General features: G+C 65.9%; 14 protein-coding genes. 2 read left to right on the forward strand and 12 right to left on the reverse strand.

Features of this window, described 5'->3' with window-relative positions:
* Window positions 1-206 precede the first annotated feature (206 nt).
* From ACSC1R_RS08615 to mutS, 9 genes are all read right to left on the reverse strand, one after another.
* Window positions 207-887, reverse strand: coding sequence for an Hsp20/alpha crystallin family protein (locus ACSC1R_RS08615; RefSeq protein WP_439028653.1), 681 nt, complete (start codon window positions 885-887; stop codon window positions 207-209).
* 302 nt (window positions 888-1,189) lie between these two features.
* On the reverse strand, window positions 1,190-1,924 hold the full coding sequence (locus tag ACSC1R_RS08620; RefSeq protein ID WP_439028654.1) for an Hsp20/alpha crystallin family protein: 735 nt from the start codon (window positions 1,922-1,924) through the stop codon (window positions 1,190-1,192).
* Window positions 1,925-2,240: 316 nt separating this feature from the next.
* On the reverse strand, window positions 2,241-3,707 hold the full coding sequence (locus ACSC1R_RS08625) for an Hsp20/alpha crystallin family protein (RefSeq protein WP_439028655.1): 1,467 nt from the start codon (window positions 3,705-3,707) through the stop codon (window positions 2,241-2,243).
* A gap of 344 nt (window positions 3,708-4,051) precedes the next feature.
* Window positions 4,052-4,531, reverse strand: coding sequence for a universal stress protein (locus ACSC1R_RS08630; RefSeq protein WP_439028656.1), 480 nt, complete (start codon window positions 4,529-4,531; stop codon window positions 4,052-4,054).
* A 64-nt stretch (window positions 4,532-4,595) separates the two neighbouring features.
* Window positions 4,596-5,882: a PGF-CTERM sorting domain-containing protein gene (locus tag ACSC1R_RS08635; protein ID WP_439028657.1), complete on the reverse strand. Its 1,287-nt coding sequence runs from the start codon at window positions 5,880-5,882 to the stop codon at window positions 4,596-4,598.
* 123 nt (window positions 5,883-6,005) lie between these two features.
* On the reverse strand, window positions 6,006-6,962 hold the full coding sequence (gene kdgK1, locus ACSC1R_RS08640) for a bifunctional 2-dehydro-3-deoxygluconokinase/2-dehydro-3-deoxygalactonokinase (protein ID WP_439028658.1): 957 nt from the start codon (window positions 6,960-6,962) through the stop codon (window positions 6,006-6,008).
* A gap of 87 nt (window positions 6,963-7,049) precedes the next feature.
* Entirely contained in the window at window positions 7,050-8,093 is a 1,044-nt protein-coding gene (gene rtcA, locus ACSC1R_RS08645; protein ID WP_439028659.1) for an RNA 3'-terminal phosphate cyclase, read from the reverse strand.
* A 139-nt stretch (window positions 8,094-8,232) separates the two neighbouring features.
* Entirely contained in the window at window positions 8,233-10,467 is a 2,235-nt protein-coding gene (mutL, locus tag ACSC1R_RS08650; protein WP_439028660.1) for a DNA mismatch repair endonuclease MutL, read from the reverse strand.
* Between the two features lie 191 nt (window positions 10,468-10,658).
* Window positions 10,659-13,307, reverse strand: a complete 2,649-nt coding sequence (gene mutS, locus ACSC1R_RS08655; protein WP_439028661.1) for a DNA mismatch repair protein MutS — start codon at window positions 13,305-13,307, stop codon at window positions 10,659-10,661.
* A 100-nt stretch (window positions 13,308-13,407) separates the two neighbouring features.
* Here mutS and ACSC1R_RS08660 point away from each other — a divergent pair, with 100 nt between their 5' ends.
* Window positions 13,408-13,587 carry a hypothetical protein gene (locus ACSC1R_RS08660; RefSeq protein WP_439028662.1) on the forward strand — a complete coding sequence of 60 codons (180 nt, stop codon included), beginning with the start codon at window positions 13,408-13,410 and terminating at the stop codon, window positions 13,585-13,587.
* Between the two features lie 71 nt (window positions 13,588-13,658).
* Entirely contained in the window at window positions 13,659-14,219 is a 561-nt protein-coding gene (locus tag ACSC1R_RS08665; protein WP_439028663.1) for a response regulator, read from the forward strand.
* Between the two features lie 10 nt (window positions 14,220-14,229).
* On the opposite strand, the gene thiD is transcribed toward ACSC1R_RS08665, so the two are convergent.
* The 3 genes from thiD to ACSC1R_RS08680 all read right to left on the reverse strand — a co-directional run bounded on the left by thiD (window position 14,230) and on the right by ACSC1R_RS08680 (window position 17,431).
* Window positions 14,230-15,585, reverse strand: coding sequence for a bifunctional hydroxymethylpyrimidine kinase/phosphomethylpyrimidine kinase (gene thiD, locus ACSC1R_RS08670; RefSeq protein ID WP_439028664.1), 1,356 nt, complete (start codon window positions 15,583-15,585; stop codon window positions 14,230-14,232).
* 45 nt (window positions 15,586-15,630) lie between these two features.
* On the reverse strand, window positions 15,631-16,080 hold the full coding sequence (locus ACSC1R_RS08675; RefSeq protein ID WP_439028665.1) for an ester cyclase: 450 nt from the start codon (window positions 16,078-16,080) through the stop codon (window positions 15,631-15,633).
* Between the two features lie 124 nt (window positions 16,081-16,204).
* Window positions 16,205-17,431 carry an MFS transporter gene (locus ACSC1R_RS08680; protein WP_439028666.1) on the reverse strand — a complete coding sequence of 409 codons (1,227 nt, stop codon included), beginning with the start codon at window positions 17,429-17,431 and terminating at the stop codon, window positions 16,205-16,207.
* Window positions 17,432-17,527: the final 96 nt, after the last annotated feature.

The raw sequence follows: 17,527 nt of genomic DNA on the forward strand, positions 1-17,527 counted from the left end.
CAGCCGTAACCTACGAACCGTAAGGTAATAAACACATGTGGATAGCTGTTAGCACAGTCCTGCGGGCAACAAAACAGGTAATAGGGGAAATCATGAATTTCAAAGTATCTGTCTGCTTTCTGCCCATTCCGTCTCCCGGGTGTTCCGGCCACCTGAAAAAACGGTCGAAAAAGTAACTGCTGTGCGTCGGCGTGTCGGCGGGCTATTCAGTCGTGGATGGTGATGGACTGGCCGTCGCGACCCTCACCACCGACGAGCGGCATACGGACCTCGAGGACGCCCTTGCGGTAGGAGGCGGTGATGTCGTCGACGGCGACCTGGCGCGGGAGCGGGACGCGCTCGCTCACACGGCGCGAGCGGCGCATCCAGATGTTGTCGGAGTCCTGGCTGCCGTCGCGGTAGGCGTCGATGTAGAAGACGCCGTCCTCGTAGGTGCACTCGATGTCCGAGCGCTCGAAGCCGGGGAGTTCACAGATGCAGACGTACTCGCCGTCGACCTCTCGCAGCTCGTACCGGCGACCTGCGTCGACGGGAGCACCTGTGAAGCCAGCGCCGTATCCGGGACCGCCGTACCCGCGACCGAAGCCGGGGCGGGGACCGTAGGCGTACCCGGACGGGGAGGATGCACCTGCGTAGCCGAACGACGGACGGGAAGTGTCGTAGTCGCCGCCCTGGTAGGGTGCACTGCCGCGTCGGTCGTCCCACTCCTCGAAGAATCGGGGCATGTCGCCGGAGGTCCAGAGGCTGCTCAGGGGACCATAGCCGTAGCCACCGGTCATCCCGGGCGCACCCATCGGCATCGTATCATATGTCTGTCCCATCTGTTCGTAGAAACGGTTCATCTGGTCGTACATGTTCTCCATCTCGGCTGGGTTGTAGCTCGCCATTGCATCCAATGATACAAAGTCGACGTAGTTAATCACGTACGTTGAGTACTCAAATAGCAGTTCTGAAATCTCTAACGCGTGTGAATGGGGTTTATCAGAGGTTTGCTAATAGCTTATGTGGGAATTTTGATTTATTTCTCTGGCCGTGGTTCACAGTGGTCTGTTGCTTGGGGTCTGGGAGAACTATCCTTTCTATGATGTATATGAGTTCTCGATAAACATAATAGAATTGAGTTGATTTTCGAACGTCGCTCGGTCGAGCCGGGACGACGGTCGACCTCCAGTCCGTGACGTCGGGTCGGTCAGTCGTGGATGGTGATGGACTGGCCGTCGCGACCCCCACGGCCGACGAGTGGCATGCGGACCTCGAGGATGCCCTTGCGGTAGGAGGCGGTGATGTCGTCGACGGCGACCTGACGCGGGAGCGGGACACGTTCCCGCATGCGGCGCGGGCGGCGCATCCAGACGTTGTCGGAGTCCTGGCTGCCGTCGCGGTAGGCGTCGATGTAGAAGACGCCGTCCTCGTAGGTGCACTCGATGTCCGAGCGCTCGAAGCCGGGGAGTTCACAGATGCAGACGTACTCGCCGTCGAATTCTCGCAGCTCGTACCGGCGTCCTGCACTCACGGGAGCGCCGACGTAGTCGGTCGTCCCACCCTGGCGGGGGTACCCCCGTTCGGGTGTGAAGCCTGCGGCGTCAGGGCGGTATCCGGTGTCTGTGTCTCCACGGCCGAAGCCCGGAGGGGAGCGAAACGCCGGGGCAGGACCGAACGGGTAGTCGCTGCCGCGTCGGCCGGCCGGATAGTCTCCGTCGTATCCGTACCCCGGGCTGACGTTCGAGTAGGGCCCGTTCGGGAAGGATGCGTCGCCCCGCCGTTCGTCCCACTCCTCGAAGAACTGCGGCAGCGCACCCGGCCCTCGTCGCCCGCTCGCGGGACCAGCGTCTCCCCCCATCCAGGGGGCGATTGGGTACGTCCCGCTGTAAGCTCGCCCCGGTTGGCCGTAGACGCGGTTCAGCTGGCTGTACAGGTGCCTCATGTCGTTTGGATTGTAGGTCGCCATATGCATACGGATGTACAAAACCTACGGAGATAATAACAAACGTTGATTACGCAAAGCTGCTCGTTAGCTCCTTATAGCAAATCCTGTTCCGTAATGGCAGAATACCATATGTATATTGTCCTATCAATATTATTGGCTTTCTGCACTTTATATATAATATCTGCAATTTCTTGGTGCCCTGGGCAGACCCATCGACCACACTGGCTAACACGGCGTGTACAGAAGCGTCTCGTGAGTGGGCTGCTGGAGTGAGCCACGAAAAAATTGGATACCGTCTTCGGAGGTCGTTCGTTCAGTCGCGGATGTTGATTACCTGTGCGTTACGGGCGTCACCACTGGCGTAGGGCATGCGGACCTCGAGGACGCCCTTGCGGTAGGAGGCGGTGATGTCGTCGACGGCGACCTGGCGCGGGAGCGGGACGCGCTCGCTCACGCGGCGCGAGCGGCGCATCCAGACGTTGTCGGAGTCCTGACTGCCGTCGCGGTAGGCGTCGATGTAGAAGACGCCGTCCTCGTAGGAGCACTCGATGTCCGAGCGCTCGAAGCCGGGGAGTTCACAGATACAGACGTACTCGCCGTCGACCTCTCGCAGCTCGTACCGGCGACCAGTCGTTATCGGATACCCGGTGTAGTCCCCCATCCAGCCGGAGCTGTAGACTGGGTATTCAGGAGCGAATCCCGATCCGCTGTCGCTGGTGTAGCCCGGGCGGAACTGCTGCGCCGGACCGTACCCAAAAGGGTAGTTCTCACCACCGTAGTAGTCCTTCATCGCTCCACCGGTCCGGCCCCAGTTCTTCTGGCCGTAGCCAGTGAACTCGGGGGTGTAGCCGAAGTCGCCGAAACCGGGGCGGAGCCCGAACGTCGGGGTCTGGCCGAACGGAGTGTACTCGCCGCCGTACAGGGAGTCACCACGGGGGTAGTACGGGGCCCCGAAGTAGTCCTGCATCGCTCCGCCAGTCATGCCCCCGTTCTGGAGGCCGTAGCCACCGTAGTAGTCGCCGCCGTACTGGAAGTCACCGCGGGGGTAGTACGGTGCAGTGTAGTCGCTGCCGTACTGGAAGTCGCCACGCGGGTAGTACGGTGCAGTGTAGTCGCCGCCGTACTGGAAGTCGCCACGCGGGTAGTACGGTGCAGTGTAGTCGCTGCCGTACTGGAAGTCGCCACGCGGGTAGTACGGTGCAGCGTCGTAGTTCTTCATCGCTCCGCCGGCGAGGCCCCCGGTCTGGGGGCCGTAGCCACCGTAGTAGTCGCCGCCGTACTGGAAGTCACCGCGGGGGTAGTAGTCGCCGCCGTACTGGAAGTCACTGCGGGGGTAGTAGTCGCCGCCGTAGGCGTAGTCACCACGGCCGGAGTACGAGCCACCGTAGTAGTCCTTCATCGCTCCGCCGGCAAGACTCCCAGTCTGGGGGGTGTAGCCACCGTACTGGAAGTCACCACGCGGGTAGTAGTCACCACCGTACTGGAAGTCGCCGCGGGGGTAGTAGTCGCCGCCGTACTGGAAGTCACCACGGCCGGAGTACGAGCCACCGTTGTAGTCACGGCCCTCGGAACCGTAGCGCGCACGATAGCTGTCGTAGGACTGGCGCGGATACGAACTGCCGCCCAAGCGTCCACTTCCCTCCTGGACGAACCGTGGCATCTCGGGAGCGCCGCGGTAGTCACCGAACGGGCGGTAGTCGTAGGTGCGGCCTGTCTGGTTCGGATATCGGTACATCTGGCTGGACATCGAGTCCATGTTGGCTGGCGTGTAGGGTGCCATAGGCAACAGAAGATAAGAACCATAAGAAGATAAATATATCTGTGAATTGTGTAAACAGCCGGCAGTGGCGCTTTTGAGTGTGTATTTGCAATATCAGGGTATTGTTCTATACGATAATTGTTATTTTCTAGGACGGTCCGTCGAGCACCTCGGGCGTCGTCGGGTGAGACGCCCGGTCGGGCAGGTCACGCACGTCGAGTTCCAGTTCGACCGCGAGTTGCCAACCCGGGCGAAGGACCACAGCGCCAGCACTCCCGTACGCACCGACGAGAGCGACGTGCGTCGTCGATGGCGACGCCGACAGGCTCGGGAAAAGTGGTTCCCCACGAATGCGTTCGGGGTACCTACTCGAACAGGTGTGACCGGTCTGCCACCGCCTTGATGGCACTCGGTTTCGCTCGCCGAACGATGTACACGTCGTACCGGTCGTCGGCGGCGATGTTGCTCCCGACGCTACGGAGGGAGGTCACGAGCCGCCCGGCGTCGTCGCTCCCGATGAACACCAGCGAGGCCTCTTCCTCGCGTGCGACCTTCCGGACCTTCGAGGCGATAGTCCCCGGCGAGGCGTACTGGTCCGTCATCATGTACTCGAATCGTGCGTCTGGCGCCACTTCACGGACGTCGTCACGAATCGTCCTGACGACCGACTCGGCGTCGAACGGTTCGCCCGCCGCGAGCCAGCCGTGGTCGCGCGCGTAGTCACTGCTCAGTGGCACGACCGTCACGACCACCACGTCTTCTTCCGTCAACTCCCCGAGTCCCACGGCACGGTCGAGTGCAGTCCGCGCCAGTTCCCCACCATCGTACGGGACGACGAACGTCATGGCTCCTCATCTGGAGTGATACCCAATAAAAGGGATTGCTCGTACCCGTCGGCCGAACTCTCGGTCAGCCGCGGAGCCGACCGATGGTCACGAGGCCAGCGACCGCGAGCACGGCGACACCGACACCGAAGCCGGACGAGCCGCCGCGACTGGTCGACTCGCCTCCGTCGGCTTCGTCACCGGTCGCCGACGCAGCCGTGTCGGTCGCATCGGAGGTCTCGTCAGCGTCGTCGGTCGTCGTGTCACCGTTCGTTGCAGTGGTTCCAGTCGCCGTCTCGCTGGTTCCTGTCGCCGTCTCGGTCGCCGTCGACGTGTCTTCTGCGCCGGACATGGTCACCGTCCGCTCCGAGAAGTGGTTGACGGCGACGTACACCGTCGCGTCCGCGTCGGCGCTGGCGTTGCCCGTCTGCTCGACCATGTACGTCGAGGTAGAGCCGTTGTCGGTGGCCGCGCGGAGGTCGCCGAACGCGCTGGCTTCTGGGGCGGCCGCACCGTCGACTGCCACGGAGAGGTTCTCGACAGTGCCGACCGCTTCCTCGCGGACGTGGGTCACGACGACCGTGCCGTCGTGCGTCGTCCGATCGACTGTCAGACGGACCTCGGCTTCGGCGGAGTGGTTCGTCTCGACCGTCGTGTTCGAACCGTAGGTCACGGTGTCGACGACGGCCTCACCGTCCTGTTCGACGACGTAGACCTCGGCTGCGGCCTCGCCGTCGGCGATGAGTTCGGCGGTGGCCTGTTCCGCCTCACTGCGCTCCTCGCCGGCGGAGCGGAAGACGAGACTGGCGTCCTCGCCGAGGCGGGCGGTCACGTTGCCCTCCTCGTCGACGGTGACGCGACCGTCACCGACCACGATGAACGAACCGGTCGTCCCGTTCGCCGTCGTCACGGTGACGCGGCTGTCGCTCGCCTGCTCGACCGTCGCGTTCGCTGCGACGTCCGCGTCGACGACCTGGGCGCTGTCGGTCGCCGCCACGACCAGCGTCCCATCGGCGTTATCGTGCGCGGTCAGATTCGCGCCGCTTTTCGTCTCCAGCTGTGCCTGCGTCGTGGACTCGGCAGCGACCGAGAGACCGGCAGCCTCGACGTCGGTGACGGTCTCCAGGTCGAGGTCGGCACCGAGGCCGACGCCGAGTCCGTCTTTCACGTCGGACTCGGACTGCACTTCGACTGCTTCGACCATCGTCTCGCCGTTCACCGTGTAGTCGGTGACGGCGTTCGACTCTGCCTGGAACGTGACGTGCGCCCCGGCGTAACTACTCGACTCCGGTGTCGCGGTCGCGGTGGCGGCAGACGCCGGCACCGACGCGACGACCAGCAGCATCGCGAACAGTACTGGAGTTCGTTTCATCGCATCGAATGCTCTTCCCCGGAGTGTGGAGTGCGTGTGACCAAATCGAATAGGGGGTGTCGTGTGCCAATCGCACACAAGTGTGGTGTCGAATCGAACGAACGCGTGGGGAGAGAGGGACCGCTATCGCGAAATCGCGTCGGAACTCTCGTTGATGACCGCCTCGACCTCGCGTTTGGTGACCGTCGCCACGTCGCCCGGGATGGTCCGCTTGAGCGCGGCGGTCGCCGTCGCGTACTCCAGGGCACGCGGGACGCTGTCGCCGGAGAGTCGCCGGGCGAGGAACGCACCGGTGAAGGAGTCACCCGAGCCGATGGCGTCGTGGGTGTCGGTCTCGAACGCCTGCTGCTCGTGGATGACGTTGTCGTTCCACGCCAGCGCCCCGTTCGCGCCGCGGGTGACGACGACCGTCCGGAAGTCGAACTCGCTGGCGAGGTGATGTGCGAGCTGGGCGGGCTGGCCGTCGTAGTCCAGTACCGTCTCGGCGTCTTTCATCCCGATGATGAGCACGTCGATGAGCTGAAACAGCTTCGTCAGGGTCTGTCGTGCCTCCTTCGGCGACCAGAGCTTCGCCCGGTAGTTCACGTCGAACGCCGTCATGGTCCCGGCCTTCCGGGCCGCCTGGAGCAGGTTCGCGGTCGTCTCGCGCGAGGTCTTCGACAGGGCCGGTGTGATACCCGTCGTGAAGAACGCACTCGCGTTCTGGATGCGTTCGACGTTGAACTCCTGTGCGTTGGCCTGCGAGATGACCGAGTTCTCGCGGTCGTAGACGACGTTCGTCCCGCGGGGCTTGCCCGCCTGTTCGAGGTAGTAGGTCCCGACGCGACCCTCGTCGGCCCAGACCACGTCGACGTCGATGTCGTGTTTCCGGACGCCGCTGGCGACCCGCCGCCCCGGTGGTGTGTCCGGCAGTTTCGACATCCACGACGTCACCGCCCCCAGACGCTCGGCCGCGATGGCCGTGTTCGACTCCGCCCCGGCCGCGTGGACCTCCAGCGACTCGGTCATCTCGACGCGCTCCTGTCCCGGCGGCGAGAGCCGCAACATCGTCTCACCGAACGTTACGAGGTCGTCGCTCATGCCTGCCCCCGCGGGGCGCACCCCGCCTGCTCGCTCACGTGAATCATACTCGCGTGAACGGACGGGTCCGGTATAAGTGTCCCCTCCCTAGCCGGAAAGAATTGCGCCGCCTTCGTCCTGTTCGACAGACACCTCGCGGTCGAAGGCGGCCATGACTTGACAGTTCGTCTGGACGTGTTCGGTGACTGCCGGGATGCGGACCCGGCCACCGGCCAGTGCGAGCGGGAGCACCAGCTGGTCGGCGAGGAACGCGTCGACGGCGGCGTCCGCCGCGTGGAAGTCGGTCGCCGCCGTGGCGGCTTCTGCTCCCACTCTCTCGGCTGGCTTGCCCGGTTCACCGAGCGCGTCGAACCCCGCCACGGTGTTCTCGTAGTCGAGGCGGACGCAGACGGCGGTCCCGGTGCTCGGTGAGTCGGCGGTCCGAACGACGCGCTCCCTGAGGGGGACGCCGTCGTCGGTCTCTTCGCTATCCTGACCGTCGCCGGTGGTCGAGACGACGTCCGGGACGGCACCGCTCGCCTGCCGGGCCGCCACGTCGGCGTTCGAGAGGTCCGACGACTCGGTCGAGTACACCCGCACGCCCCGGAGGTCACCCCGCTCCGTGAGACGAATCGGGTCGAGCGAGGACGGTGCGAGGTGCAGTGTCGCCTCGCCGCCGCCGCGTGGGTAGAACCCGGGACGGTCCTCTTCGACCGCGGCGACCAGACCGAACCGTCGCAGCAGGGGGAGTTTCACGTGCTGGTAGTACGCCATCGAAGGCGACCACTTCACGTCGGTCCCGCCGGTGACCGTCACCGAGAGGTGGCCGTCGAGAGCAGTCGCGAGCGGGAGCAGGGTCTCGAAGACGAGTGTGATGCTCCCGGCGGTCCCGACCGACACGTCGTAGTGGCCGGGGCGCGGTTTCGCTGGCTCGAACACCAGTCTCTCACTTCCTTCGCTGGCACCCCTGACCGTGGCGTCGCAGACCGCCTCCATGGCCTCGACGCCGGCGAGGTGTTGCGGTTTCAGGCCGGGATTCGGTCGCGACCCGCGGACGTTCTCGATAGTCACCGGGTCCCCAGTGAGCGCAGAGAGCGTCAGCGCGGACCGGAGTATCTGGCCGCCCCCGGCCTCGCCGTCGATCTCTCTCACCGTCGGCTCCTCCCGGTGTCGCCGCTGGCTGTCGCTGTCGTGGTCGGCATACCTGTGAGATTCCCGTCGAGCAGTCGTAAATGGTGTGCAGGGGTGCGATGGGGTGTCAGTGCTCACCGGCCCGCGCTTGCCACTCCACTCACCGCTCCCGCCGGCCGCCGTGGCCGGGGTAGTCTCGCTCGAACCGGTTCTCTATCTCCTCGCTGCCGAACTGCACCACGGTCGGGCGACCGTGTGGGCACGCCCACGGGTTCTCGCAGGCGTCGAGTTCGGTGAGCAGGTCCACGACCGAGCCTTCTTTCAGGGAGGTGTTCCCCGTGATGGATGGGTAACACGCGAGGTCGGCGATGAAGGCGTCCGCAAGCTCCTCGACCGTCTCGGTCCCGTCGGCCTCCTCGGCGACGAACCCGGCGAGCACGTCCCGTACGTCTTCCGGGTCGAGGGTCTTCCGGAAGACCGCCGGCACCGCGGCGACCCGGACGGTCCGGTCGCCGCTCCGTTCCGCCTGGAAGCCGAGGCGCGCCAGCGCGTCCCTGTAGTCCGGGAACGCGGCTGCCTCGCCCGCGGTGAGTTCGAGGTCGACCGGCGACGCCAGCGCCTGGGCGGTCACGCCGTCGGCGAATGTCTCTTTGAGACGCTCGTAGTTCACGCGCTCGTCGGCGGCGTGCTGGTCGACGAGGACGAGGCCGTCCGGGCCCTCGGCGACGAGGTACGTCTCGCGGTACTGCCCGAGCACGTCGAGGCTCGGCAGGGTCTCGTACTCGCCGCGGTCGGTCGCGTCCTCGCCGGTCAGGGTGGTCTGGGTCTGCTCGCCCGAGAACTTGCGGGCGGGGTCGGGGCGTGATGGGGCGGTTGTAGACTCGTCGTCGGAACTCCCGACATCGTCGAGCGACCCGCCGGTCGGGCCAAAGTCACCCAGCGCCTCGTGGGCCGGGCGGGAGACTGGCTCGCGGCGCTGTCCTGCATTGGCGGTAGTCGGCGGTTCCTCGCCGTCGCCAGATGCGGAGTTCGCATCGGCCGTACCGTCGGCATCGGCCGCCGGTTCATCCATGTCGGCGCTCGCGTCGGCCGCCCGCTCTTCGGGCGGCAGCCAGCCCTCGTCGGCGTAGCGGTCCTCTGCAGTCTCGGTTGCGTCTGCGACCCCGGCGGCGGTGTCTGCACTGCCGCCGTCGTCGCTCGCCTCGCCCGCATCACCCCTGGACTCCGACTCTTCAGCCGTCGCTGACTCGCTGTCAGACTCCGGCTCGCTGTCAGGCTCTGACTCGCCGTCGGGCTCCGACTCGCCCCCGGCTTCGGGTCGAACGCTGGCCTCCGGTGCCTTCGACTTCCCGCGGGGCGCAGAGGACCGGAGCAGCCCGGCGTCGAGCAGCGCGTCTTCGACCGCGTCCCGGACCTGCCGACGGACACCCGCCTCCTCCGAGAATCGGACCTCCATCTTGCGCGGGTGCACGTTCACGTCGACCTCGCCTGCCGGCAGCTCCAAAAAGAGGACGACGAAGGGGTACCGGTCAGAGGCGAGTTGCCCACCGTAGGCGTCCAGCACCGCGTCCCGGACGAGTTTCGAGGTGACGTACCGGCCGTTGATGAACGTCGAGACGTACTCGCGGGTACTCCGGGTCGTCTCGGGGTGGGACACCAGCCCCGACACGGAATCCAGCGGCGTCTCGCGCGGGTCGTCCTCGCCCGACGAATCGACGGGTTGCATCGCCTTCGCGACCTCCTTGCCGTAGACGTTCATCACCGTCGAGCGCAGGTTGCCCTGGCCGGTGGTCGAGAACACCTCGCGACCGTCGTGTTCCAGCGTCACCGCCACGTCCGGATTCGCGAGCGCGTACCGGGTCACCACGCGGTTGACGTGGCTGAACTCCGTCGCGCGCGTCTTCAGGTACTTCCGTCGCGCCGGAGTGTTGTAGAACAGGTCGACGACCTCGATGGTCGTGCCCTCGGGACAGCCGGCGGGCCGGACCGCCTCGACCTCGCCGCCCTCGTAGACGAGTTCGGTCCCATCTGCCCCGCCGCGGGGTTTCGTCCGGATGGTCGTCTTCGAGACCGCCCCGATGGTGTGCAACGCCTCGCCGCGGAAGCCGAGCGTCCCGACACCCGATTCGAGGTCCTCGATGCTGCGAATCTTGCTCGTCGTGTGCTCCTGGACCGCGGTGCGGACGTCGGTCTCGGACATACCGATGCCGTCGTCCGCGACGACGATACCCTCGGTCCCGCCGTCGTCGACTGACACGGTGATACGCGTCGCGTCGGCGTCCAGGCTGTTCTCGACCAGCTCCTTCACGACCGACGCCGGGCGCTCGACGACCTCGCCCGCGGCGATTCGGTCGATGGTCTTCGGGTCGAGTCGCTGGATGTCGGTGTCCGGCATGGTTGCTGACCACACTGTTCGACCGGAGGCGCAAAAACGTGCCGTGCTCGCCCGGGGGTTCACATACGAAGCCGCGGCCAACCCGACCACGACCTGAGCATCGCCGCGCGTCGGTCAGGGCGGGTGTGGACCACGCCGTCGCGCGTTCGCCCACGTGGTCCCTGTTCGCTCTCGGCCACGACCAGTGACTGCTACCGGTCCGCGTCAGTCAGGCGTTCTTTCCACTCTTGCACCTTGCCCATCAACTCGATGGGTGAGGTGTGGCTCACGTCGAGGTCGTCCAACTCGGAGAGTACCGCTTCCGTCTCCGGGTCGAGTTCCGAGGCTGCCTCGTCGCCCTCCTCGTCCTGTATCGACCCGCCGTCGGCCGTGGTCATCGACCCTGACCCGAGGTCGAAGACCACCTGCTGGGTCCCGCCGTCTCCCGTGGACCCGCCTTTCGCCTCGATGGCCTTCTCCTGGCGGAGCCTGTCGAGCACGTCGCGAGCCCGGTCCACGACCGGCCCCGGCACACCCGCGAGGTCAGCGACGTGAATCCCGTAGGAGCGGTCGGTCGGCCCCTCGCGAACCGTCCGGAGGAACGTCACGTCGCCGTCTCGCTCGTCGGCCGCGATGTGGACGTTCACCACGCGGTCGAGGTGGTCCGCCAGCGCGGTCAACTCGTGGTAGTGGGTCGCAAAGAGCGTCTTCGCCCGGACCTCGTTGTGCAGGTACTCCGTGGCGGCCCAGGCGATGGAGATGCCGTCGTAGGTCGCGGTTCCCCGACCCACCTCGTCGAGGATGACCAGCGAGTCCTCGGTGGCGGAGTGGAGGATGTTCGAGAGCTCCTGCATCTCGACCATGAACGTCGACCGACCCTGTGCCAGTTCGTCGAGCGCACCGACCCGCGTGAAGATGCCGTCGACCAGCCCGACGGTCGCCTCCTTCGCCGGGACGAAGCTCCCGACCTGGGCGAGCAGGACGATGAGCGCGTTCTGGCGCATGAACGTCGACTTCCCGCTCATGTTCGGCCCCGTGACGATGGTGAAGGTGCTGTCGTCGTCCATCCGGCAGTCGTTCGGGACGAACTGGACGGTCTGTTCGACGACCGGGTGACGGCCCTGTGAGATGTCGAGGACGCGGTCGTCGGTCAACTCGGGGCGCGTCCAGTCGTTGGTCACTCCGTGGGTCGCCAGGCTCTGGAGGGCGTCGGCTCTGGCGACGGTCCGGCCCACGTCCTGCAGCAGTTCGGCGTTTCGGGCGACCTGCTCTCGAAGTTCCTCGAACAACTCGTACTCGTAGTCGCCGCGCTGTTCTTCCAGCCGCAGGAGTTCGCGCTCTTTCTCGGCCAACTCGTCGGTCGTGAATCGCTTCGAGTTCTTCAGGGTCTTCACGTGCTCGAAGTGCTCTGGCACCTGGTCCGCGACCGACTTCCCGACCTGCACGTAGTAGCCGTCGGTCTTGTTCCGGTCGACGGTGACGTGGCTCAGGCCGTACTGGCGCTTGACGCGGTCGGCGAGCGTGTCGAAGTACTCCTGTACCGCCTCGTGGCGTTCGATGAGTTCGTCTAACTCGTCGTCGTAGCCGTGTTTGAACAGGCCGCCCTGGGTGACGGTCTTCGGTGGGTCGTCGGCGAGGGCTTCGGCGAGTTCCTCGCGGAGTCCGGCGGCGGCGGTGCGGTCCGGGCGGTCGACGATCTCTGCCAGTGGTGACGTCGCGAGAGTGGGCGAGGCGTCGATGGCCTCGACGAGTTCGGGGAGCACCGCGAGCGTCTCGTGGACCCGAAGCAAGTCGCCAGCGTCGGCGCTGCCGCTTACGGTCTTCGACGCGAGCCGTTCGAGGTCGTACGCGTCGGCGAGCACGTCCCGTACTTCCTCACGACCGAGCGCACCCGAGGCGAGCGCGGCGACCGCGGCCTGTCGCTCTTTCAGTACCGTGAGGTCCTGTCGTGGACGCTGAAGCCACTCCTTGAGGAGCCGACCGCCAGGGCTGGTCACCGTCCTGTCGATGGTGTCGAACAGACTCCCACTCCGGTCGCCGTGCATCGTCTCGGTGAGTTCGAGGTTACGCTGGGTCGTCGCGTCGAGTTCGACGTGGTCACCGCCGTGATAGGGCTGGACGCGGGTCATCGAGGCCAGCACGCCCGTACCGGTCTCGGCGACGTAGTCGAGGACTGCGCCACCGGCGCGGACTGCGAGGTCGGTCACGCCGAGGCTCTCGAACGTCTCCTGGCCGAAGTGTTCGCGGGCGGTGTGTGTCGCCTTCGAGGTCGCGAACGCCTCCGCGTCGTGGTTGGAGAGCCGGGCGTCGGTCCGGTCTCGGACGCGGTCACAGAACGCCTCGTCGGCTCGAAGGTCGGGACCCGGCAACACCTCCGCCGGTGCGAACCGGTACAGTTCGGTGAGCGCGGCCTCGACCGTGTCGACGCTCGTGACGAGGAAGCGCCCCGTCGTCACGTCGGCGAACGCGAGTCCGTACTGGTCGCCATCGCGGACCACGCTGGCGAGGTACTGCGCATCGTCTCTGGTCGTCTCCAGCAGGGTCCCGGGCGTCACGACCCGTTCGACCTCCCGGTAGATGTCCCCGTTCTCCTCGCGCTGGTCGGCGACGGCGACCCGGTAGCCGCGTTCGACGAGCGCCTTCAGGTACGGGGTGAGGTCTTTCAGTGGCACACCCGCCATCGGGTACGAGGAGCCGTGGCTCGATTTCTGGCTCACCTTCAGGTCGAGTTCGGCCGCGACGAGTTCGGCGTCGTCGGCGAAGAACTCGTAGAAGTCACCGCACTGCATCGCCAACACGTCGGCGTCTGTCCCCTCCTTGAGCGAGAGGAACTCGCCGACGATACCCGTCGCCTCTGTCATGCGTTGTACTGGTCGGTAGGCGGGGTAAAACCCTGCGGGTTCGGGCCGTCGACCGGCAGTTGCCGAAGGAACTTTGCCACCGTGGTTCGGCGGTGTCTGTATGGCCGCCGACCCGAACCGACTCGTCCGTGCACTCGTCTATGCCGTCTTCGGGTTCCTCGTCACGCTCGGGATGGGGGTCGCGTTCCGGGTCGAACTGGATATCGCGCTCTTGCAGAGTTCTGCGGTCGCCCTCTCGATGGTGCTGGTGACGTTCCTGCTCGCTACGGCGAAGCTCTGATAGTGCTGTCCCCGGTCGTCGCTCGATTTCGCCGGGAGAACTATCCTTCGGCGGGTAGTACGAACGACTGTATGGGAGCCGATGGAGCGAGTGTTCTCGTGGTGGACGACGAGGAAGCGGTCGCCGACGCGTACGCGCTTCGTCTGGCCGAATGGTACGACACCGAGGTGGCGTACAGCGGGGAGGAAGCGCTGGCAATCGCACCGGCGTTCGACGTCATCGTCCTCGACCGCCGGATGCCCGATATGTCCGGTGACGAGGTCCTCGACGAACTCAGAGCCCGCGATAGCCGCTGTCGTGTCATCGTGGTGACCGCGGTCGACCCCGTCGTCGACATCATCGGACTCGGCTTCGACGACTACCTCTGCAAACCCGTCGACAGCGAGACGTTACATTCGGCTATCGAGCAACAGCTCCGGGCTAGCGCCTGCGACGAAGCGGTACGCTCGCTACTCGCGCTGGTCGCGACGCTCGACCTGCTGGAGTCGAAACTGTCCCAGCTCGAACTGGAACGAGAGCAAGCGTATCTCGACGCCTGCGAGCGGCGTGACCAGCAGGAGGCGGCGCTCGCAGCCAGGGTCGACGACTTGCCCGAACTCGTCGAGGCCGTCGAATCGATAGACCGCGCCTGAGTCACCGTCTTCAGAGGGCGTCACGGAGCATCAGTACACGCCGGACGAGCGTCGCTGGCGTCTCGGCGACGACCTTGCACATGGGTTCTTTGCCGACAGCGCCGTGGTCGAGGACGGCGACTGGGCGTGGGGTGTCGGTGGCGAACGCCTGGCGAGCCCCCCACTGCATCGTACTTCCTTCCACGTCTGGCGACGGTTGTGCAGCACGGTCGTACGCCGCGACCGGCCAGTCCAGGGCCGAAACCACGTCCGCGACGTCGTCGTCGAACCGACAGTTGACCGCGAACCGCAAGTCCGTCGCTTCCTCACGAGCGGCCAGCAGGAAGCGTGCCACGTGGCTCGATGCACCGAACCGTACGCCGCCGTTCGGGCGCACGCCGTCGTGGAGGCGGGTGATTCGACCGTCGACGGCCGCGACGTCGTCGGTGGTTTCGGCGAACGGGAGTGCACCGACGACGTTCATCCCGACCTCCGGGACGAGCGCGGAGACGTCGGCCGAGACGAGTCGGTCGACCACGGATTCGACTTCCCGGAGCGTCGTTCGGGCCGCGGCCTCGTTTCGGAGGCCGACCAGGTGATGGACGGCACCCGCCCCCTCGCCGACGTCGTGGTAGTAGCGAATGGCACGCTCGACGTACGAGATAGCGTGTTCGACCGCAGTCGCCGTCTCCTCGCCGTGTGCGAGGTTGGCCGTGATAGCCGCGGAGAGCGTACAGCCGGACCCGTGGGTCGCTGCGCCCGTGATTCGGTGGTGTCGGAACGTCTCGACGCCTTCGCTCGTGACGAGCACGTCCACGACGTCGTCGGTCGGCAGGTGTCCGCCGGTGACCAGCGCAGCGTCCGCACCTCGTTCCACGAGCGCTTCGCCTGCCTGCTGGGCGGTGTCCTCGTCGGTCGGGTCGATGCCGGTCAGGACGGCCGCTTCGTCGGTGTTCGGCGTCACGAGTGTTGCCGCCGTGAGGAGGTCTTCGTACGCCTGTTCTGCACCGTCAGTGAGCAGCCTGTCGCCCGAAGTCGCGACCATCACGGGGTCGACGACGACGGGGAAATCGGTACCCGCGAGGCGGTCGGCGACTGCCCGGACGACCGGTTCGGTGCCAAGCATGCCCGTCTTGGTCGCTCGAACGTCGAAGTCGTCCAATACCGCGGCTACCTGTGCGGTCACCGCCTCCGGGTCGAGGATAGTGCTCGCAGACACGCCCCGGGTGTGTTGGGCCGTCACGGCCGTGACCGCACTCGTGCCGAACACGTCGTGGGCTGCCATCGTCTGGAGGTCTGCCTGGATTCCCGCACCGCCACCGGAGTCGCTGCCTGCGATGGTGAGCCCGACCGGCCGGATGGTCGGAACTGGCTGTCGCTCGTTCATACACGTGTGGTACAACCCAGTGATAAAAGTCGTTGGTGTTCCGGCTCAGTCGTCGAACGAGAACTCGTAGCCGAGCTGGGTCAGCAGGTCGAACAGGTCGAACCAGCCGAAGCTCTCGACGATGGTCTCGTCCTCGAAGCGGTTGATCCAGAAGCCGCTGGTCGCGAACGACTCCCCGCTGGGCTCGAAGCCCCAGAAACTCCCCTCGTGGGTCCCCGAGAACGTGAGCCAGGTGAAGGTCCACTCGCCGCTCGCGGTGAACGATTCGGCTTCGATTTCGAAGTCGGGGAACGCCGTGAAGTAGTCCTCGAGCATCGCCTCGAACTCGTCGTAACCCGTCGCGTAGTCGCCGCTCCAGCCGTACGGAATCTCGGTCTCCAGGTCCGCTGCGAAGTAGTCGTCGAAGCCTGTGAGGTCCTGTGCATTGATACCGTCGACGACGTCGCGGATGATTTCGCTGTACCGGTCGATGAGCGTGGTGTCAGTGGGTGCCATGAAGAATCTACAGTAGTACGATACGACGAGCGAGAATATATGGTTTTTCTATAGGTTATTGTCGAAAGCACGTTTCTCTGGCGTTAGGGGGCTACTGTGGCGTAACTGCGGATGATAGAAATTTTTAACTTCGGCGTCGGGGGCGCCCCGACGATGGAACTGGTGCCTCCCACAGCCACACGAAACCCGACCCGACCGCCAGAACCACGCCACCCACCGCAAGGGCGAACAGCGGCGAAACGGCGTCCGAGAGCGCGCCACTGCCGAGCTGGAAGGGGACGACCGTCACCGCACTGACCATCGCCATCGCGCTGAGCACCGTCGCGCGGCCAGTCGACTCGATGCGGTCGTTGACGTACTGGCTGGCGAGGGTCCGCGTGGTGTCCGCGACGCCCCGGACCAGCAGGAGCACCGGCAGGGCGAGTATCGGCACGGCCCACATCGCGACCAGCGCGGCGCCCACCGCGAACGGGAGGACGAGGAACCACGTCCGGAGGCCGATACGGTCCTCGAGTACCCCGGTGTTGTAGCTCAGCGCCGCGCCGACGAGGCTGATGCCGGCGTAGTACCAGCCCAGCGCCTGTTCGACCTGGTCCTGCTGGAGGCCGAGGTCGAGCGTCACCGTCTCGAAGATGGGCTGGACGAAGATGAACACGAGGTAGAGCACGGCCGCGAACAGGACGTAGTAGTACAGGACGAACGCCCGGAGCCGGCGTCGGGTCAGTGCACCGCGGACGATACCGAGTGCCCGCTGGACCGAGAGCACGTCGCCGCCCGCCCCTTCGACCGACTCGGGTTCGGGCATCGACAGCAACACCGGGATGCCGACCGCGGTGAGGCCCGCCGCGACCCAGAACGGGTATCGGAGGTCGACGCTCCCGAGGTAGCCGCCCACCACTGCGCCGACCACACCGACCAGCAGGGCTACCGACTCGCCGCGGCCGCGGACCTGCGCGAAGGCGTCCTCGGAGAGCTCGACCGTCAGGGTGTCGTACAGCCACGCGTCCTCGCTCCCCGACCGGAACGTGTACCCCAGCGACCAGCAGGCGTACAGCGCGAGGAACGCGGGGAACGTCTCGGCGAAGCCGAGGCCGACGAGCGTCACCGCGATGACGGCCGTCCCCAGCAGGAGGCTGTTCCGGCGGCCGACCCGGTCACCGACGTAGCCGGTCGGCACCTCGCCGAGGACGGTCGTGAGGTTGTAGGTCGCTTCGAGCGCGGCGATTTGCGTGAAGTTCAGCCCCTGCGAGAGGAAGTAGAGGTACATCACTGGGCGGTAGAACTCGACCGCCTTCGTGGCCTTGTACAGGTAGTACCTGACCACACTCGATGCAGGGAGCGACGGGGCCATCGATAGGACCGTCTCGCGTCGGCAGGTGATGGTTTACGGTTCGACGGTGGCTGCTCGACGCGACCTGCCGGTCGGCCCGGGCGTTGAAGCCACCCC

Origin of the sequence: Haloarchaeobius ordinarius (genome assembly GCF_051801355.1) — an archaeon.
GTDB lineage: Archaea > Halobacteriota > Halobacteria > Halobacteriales > Natrialbaceae > Haloarchaeobius.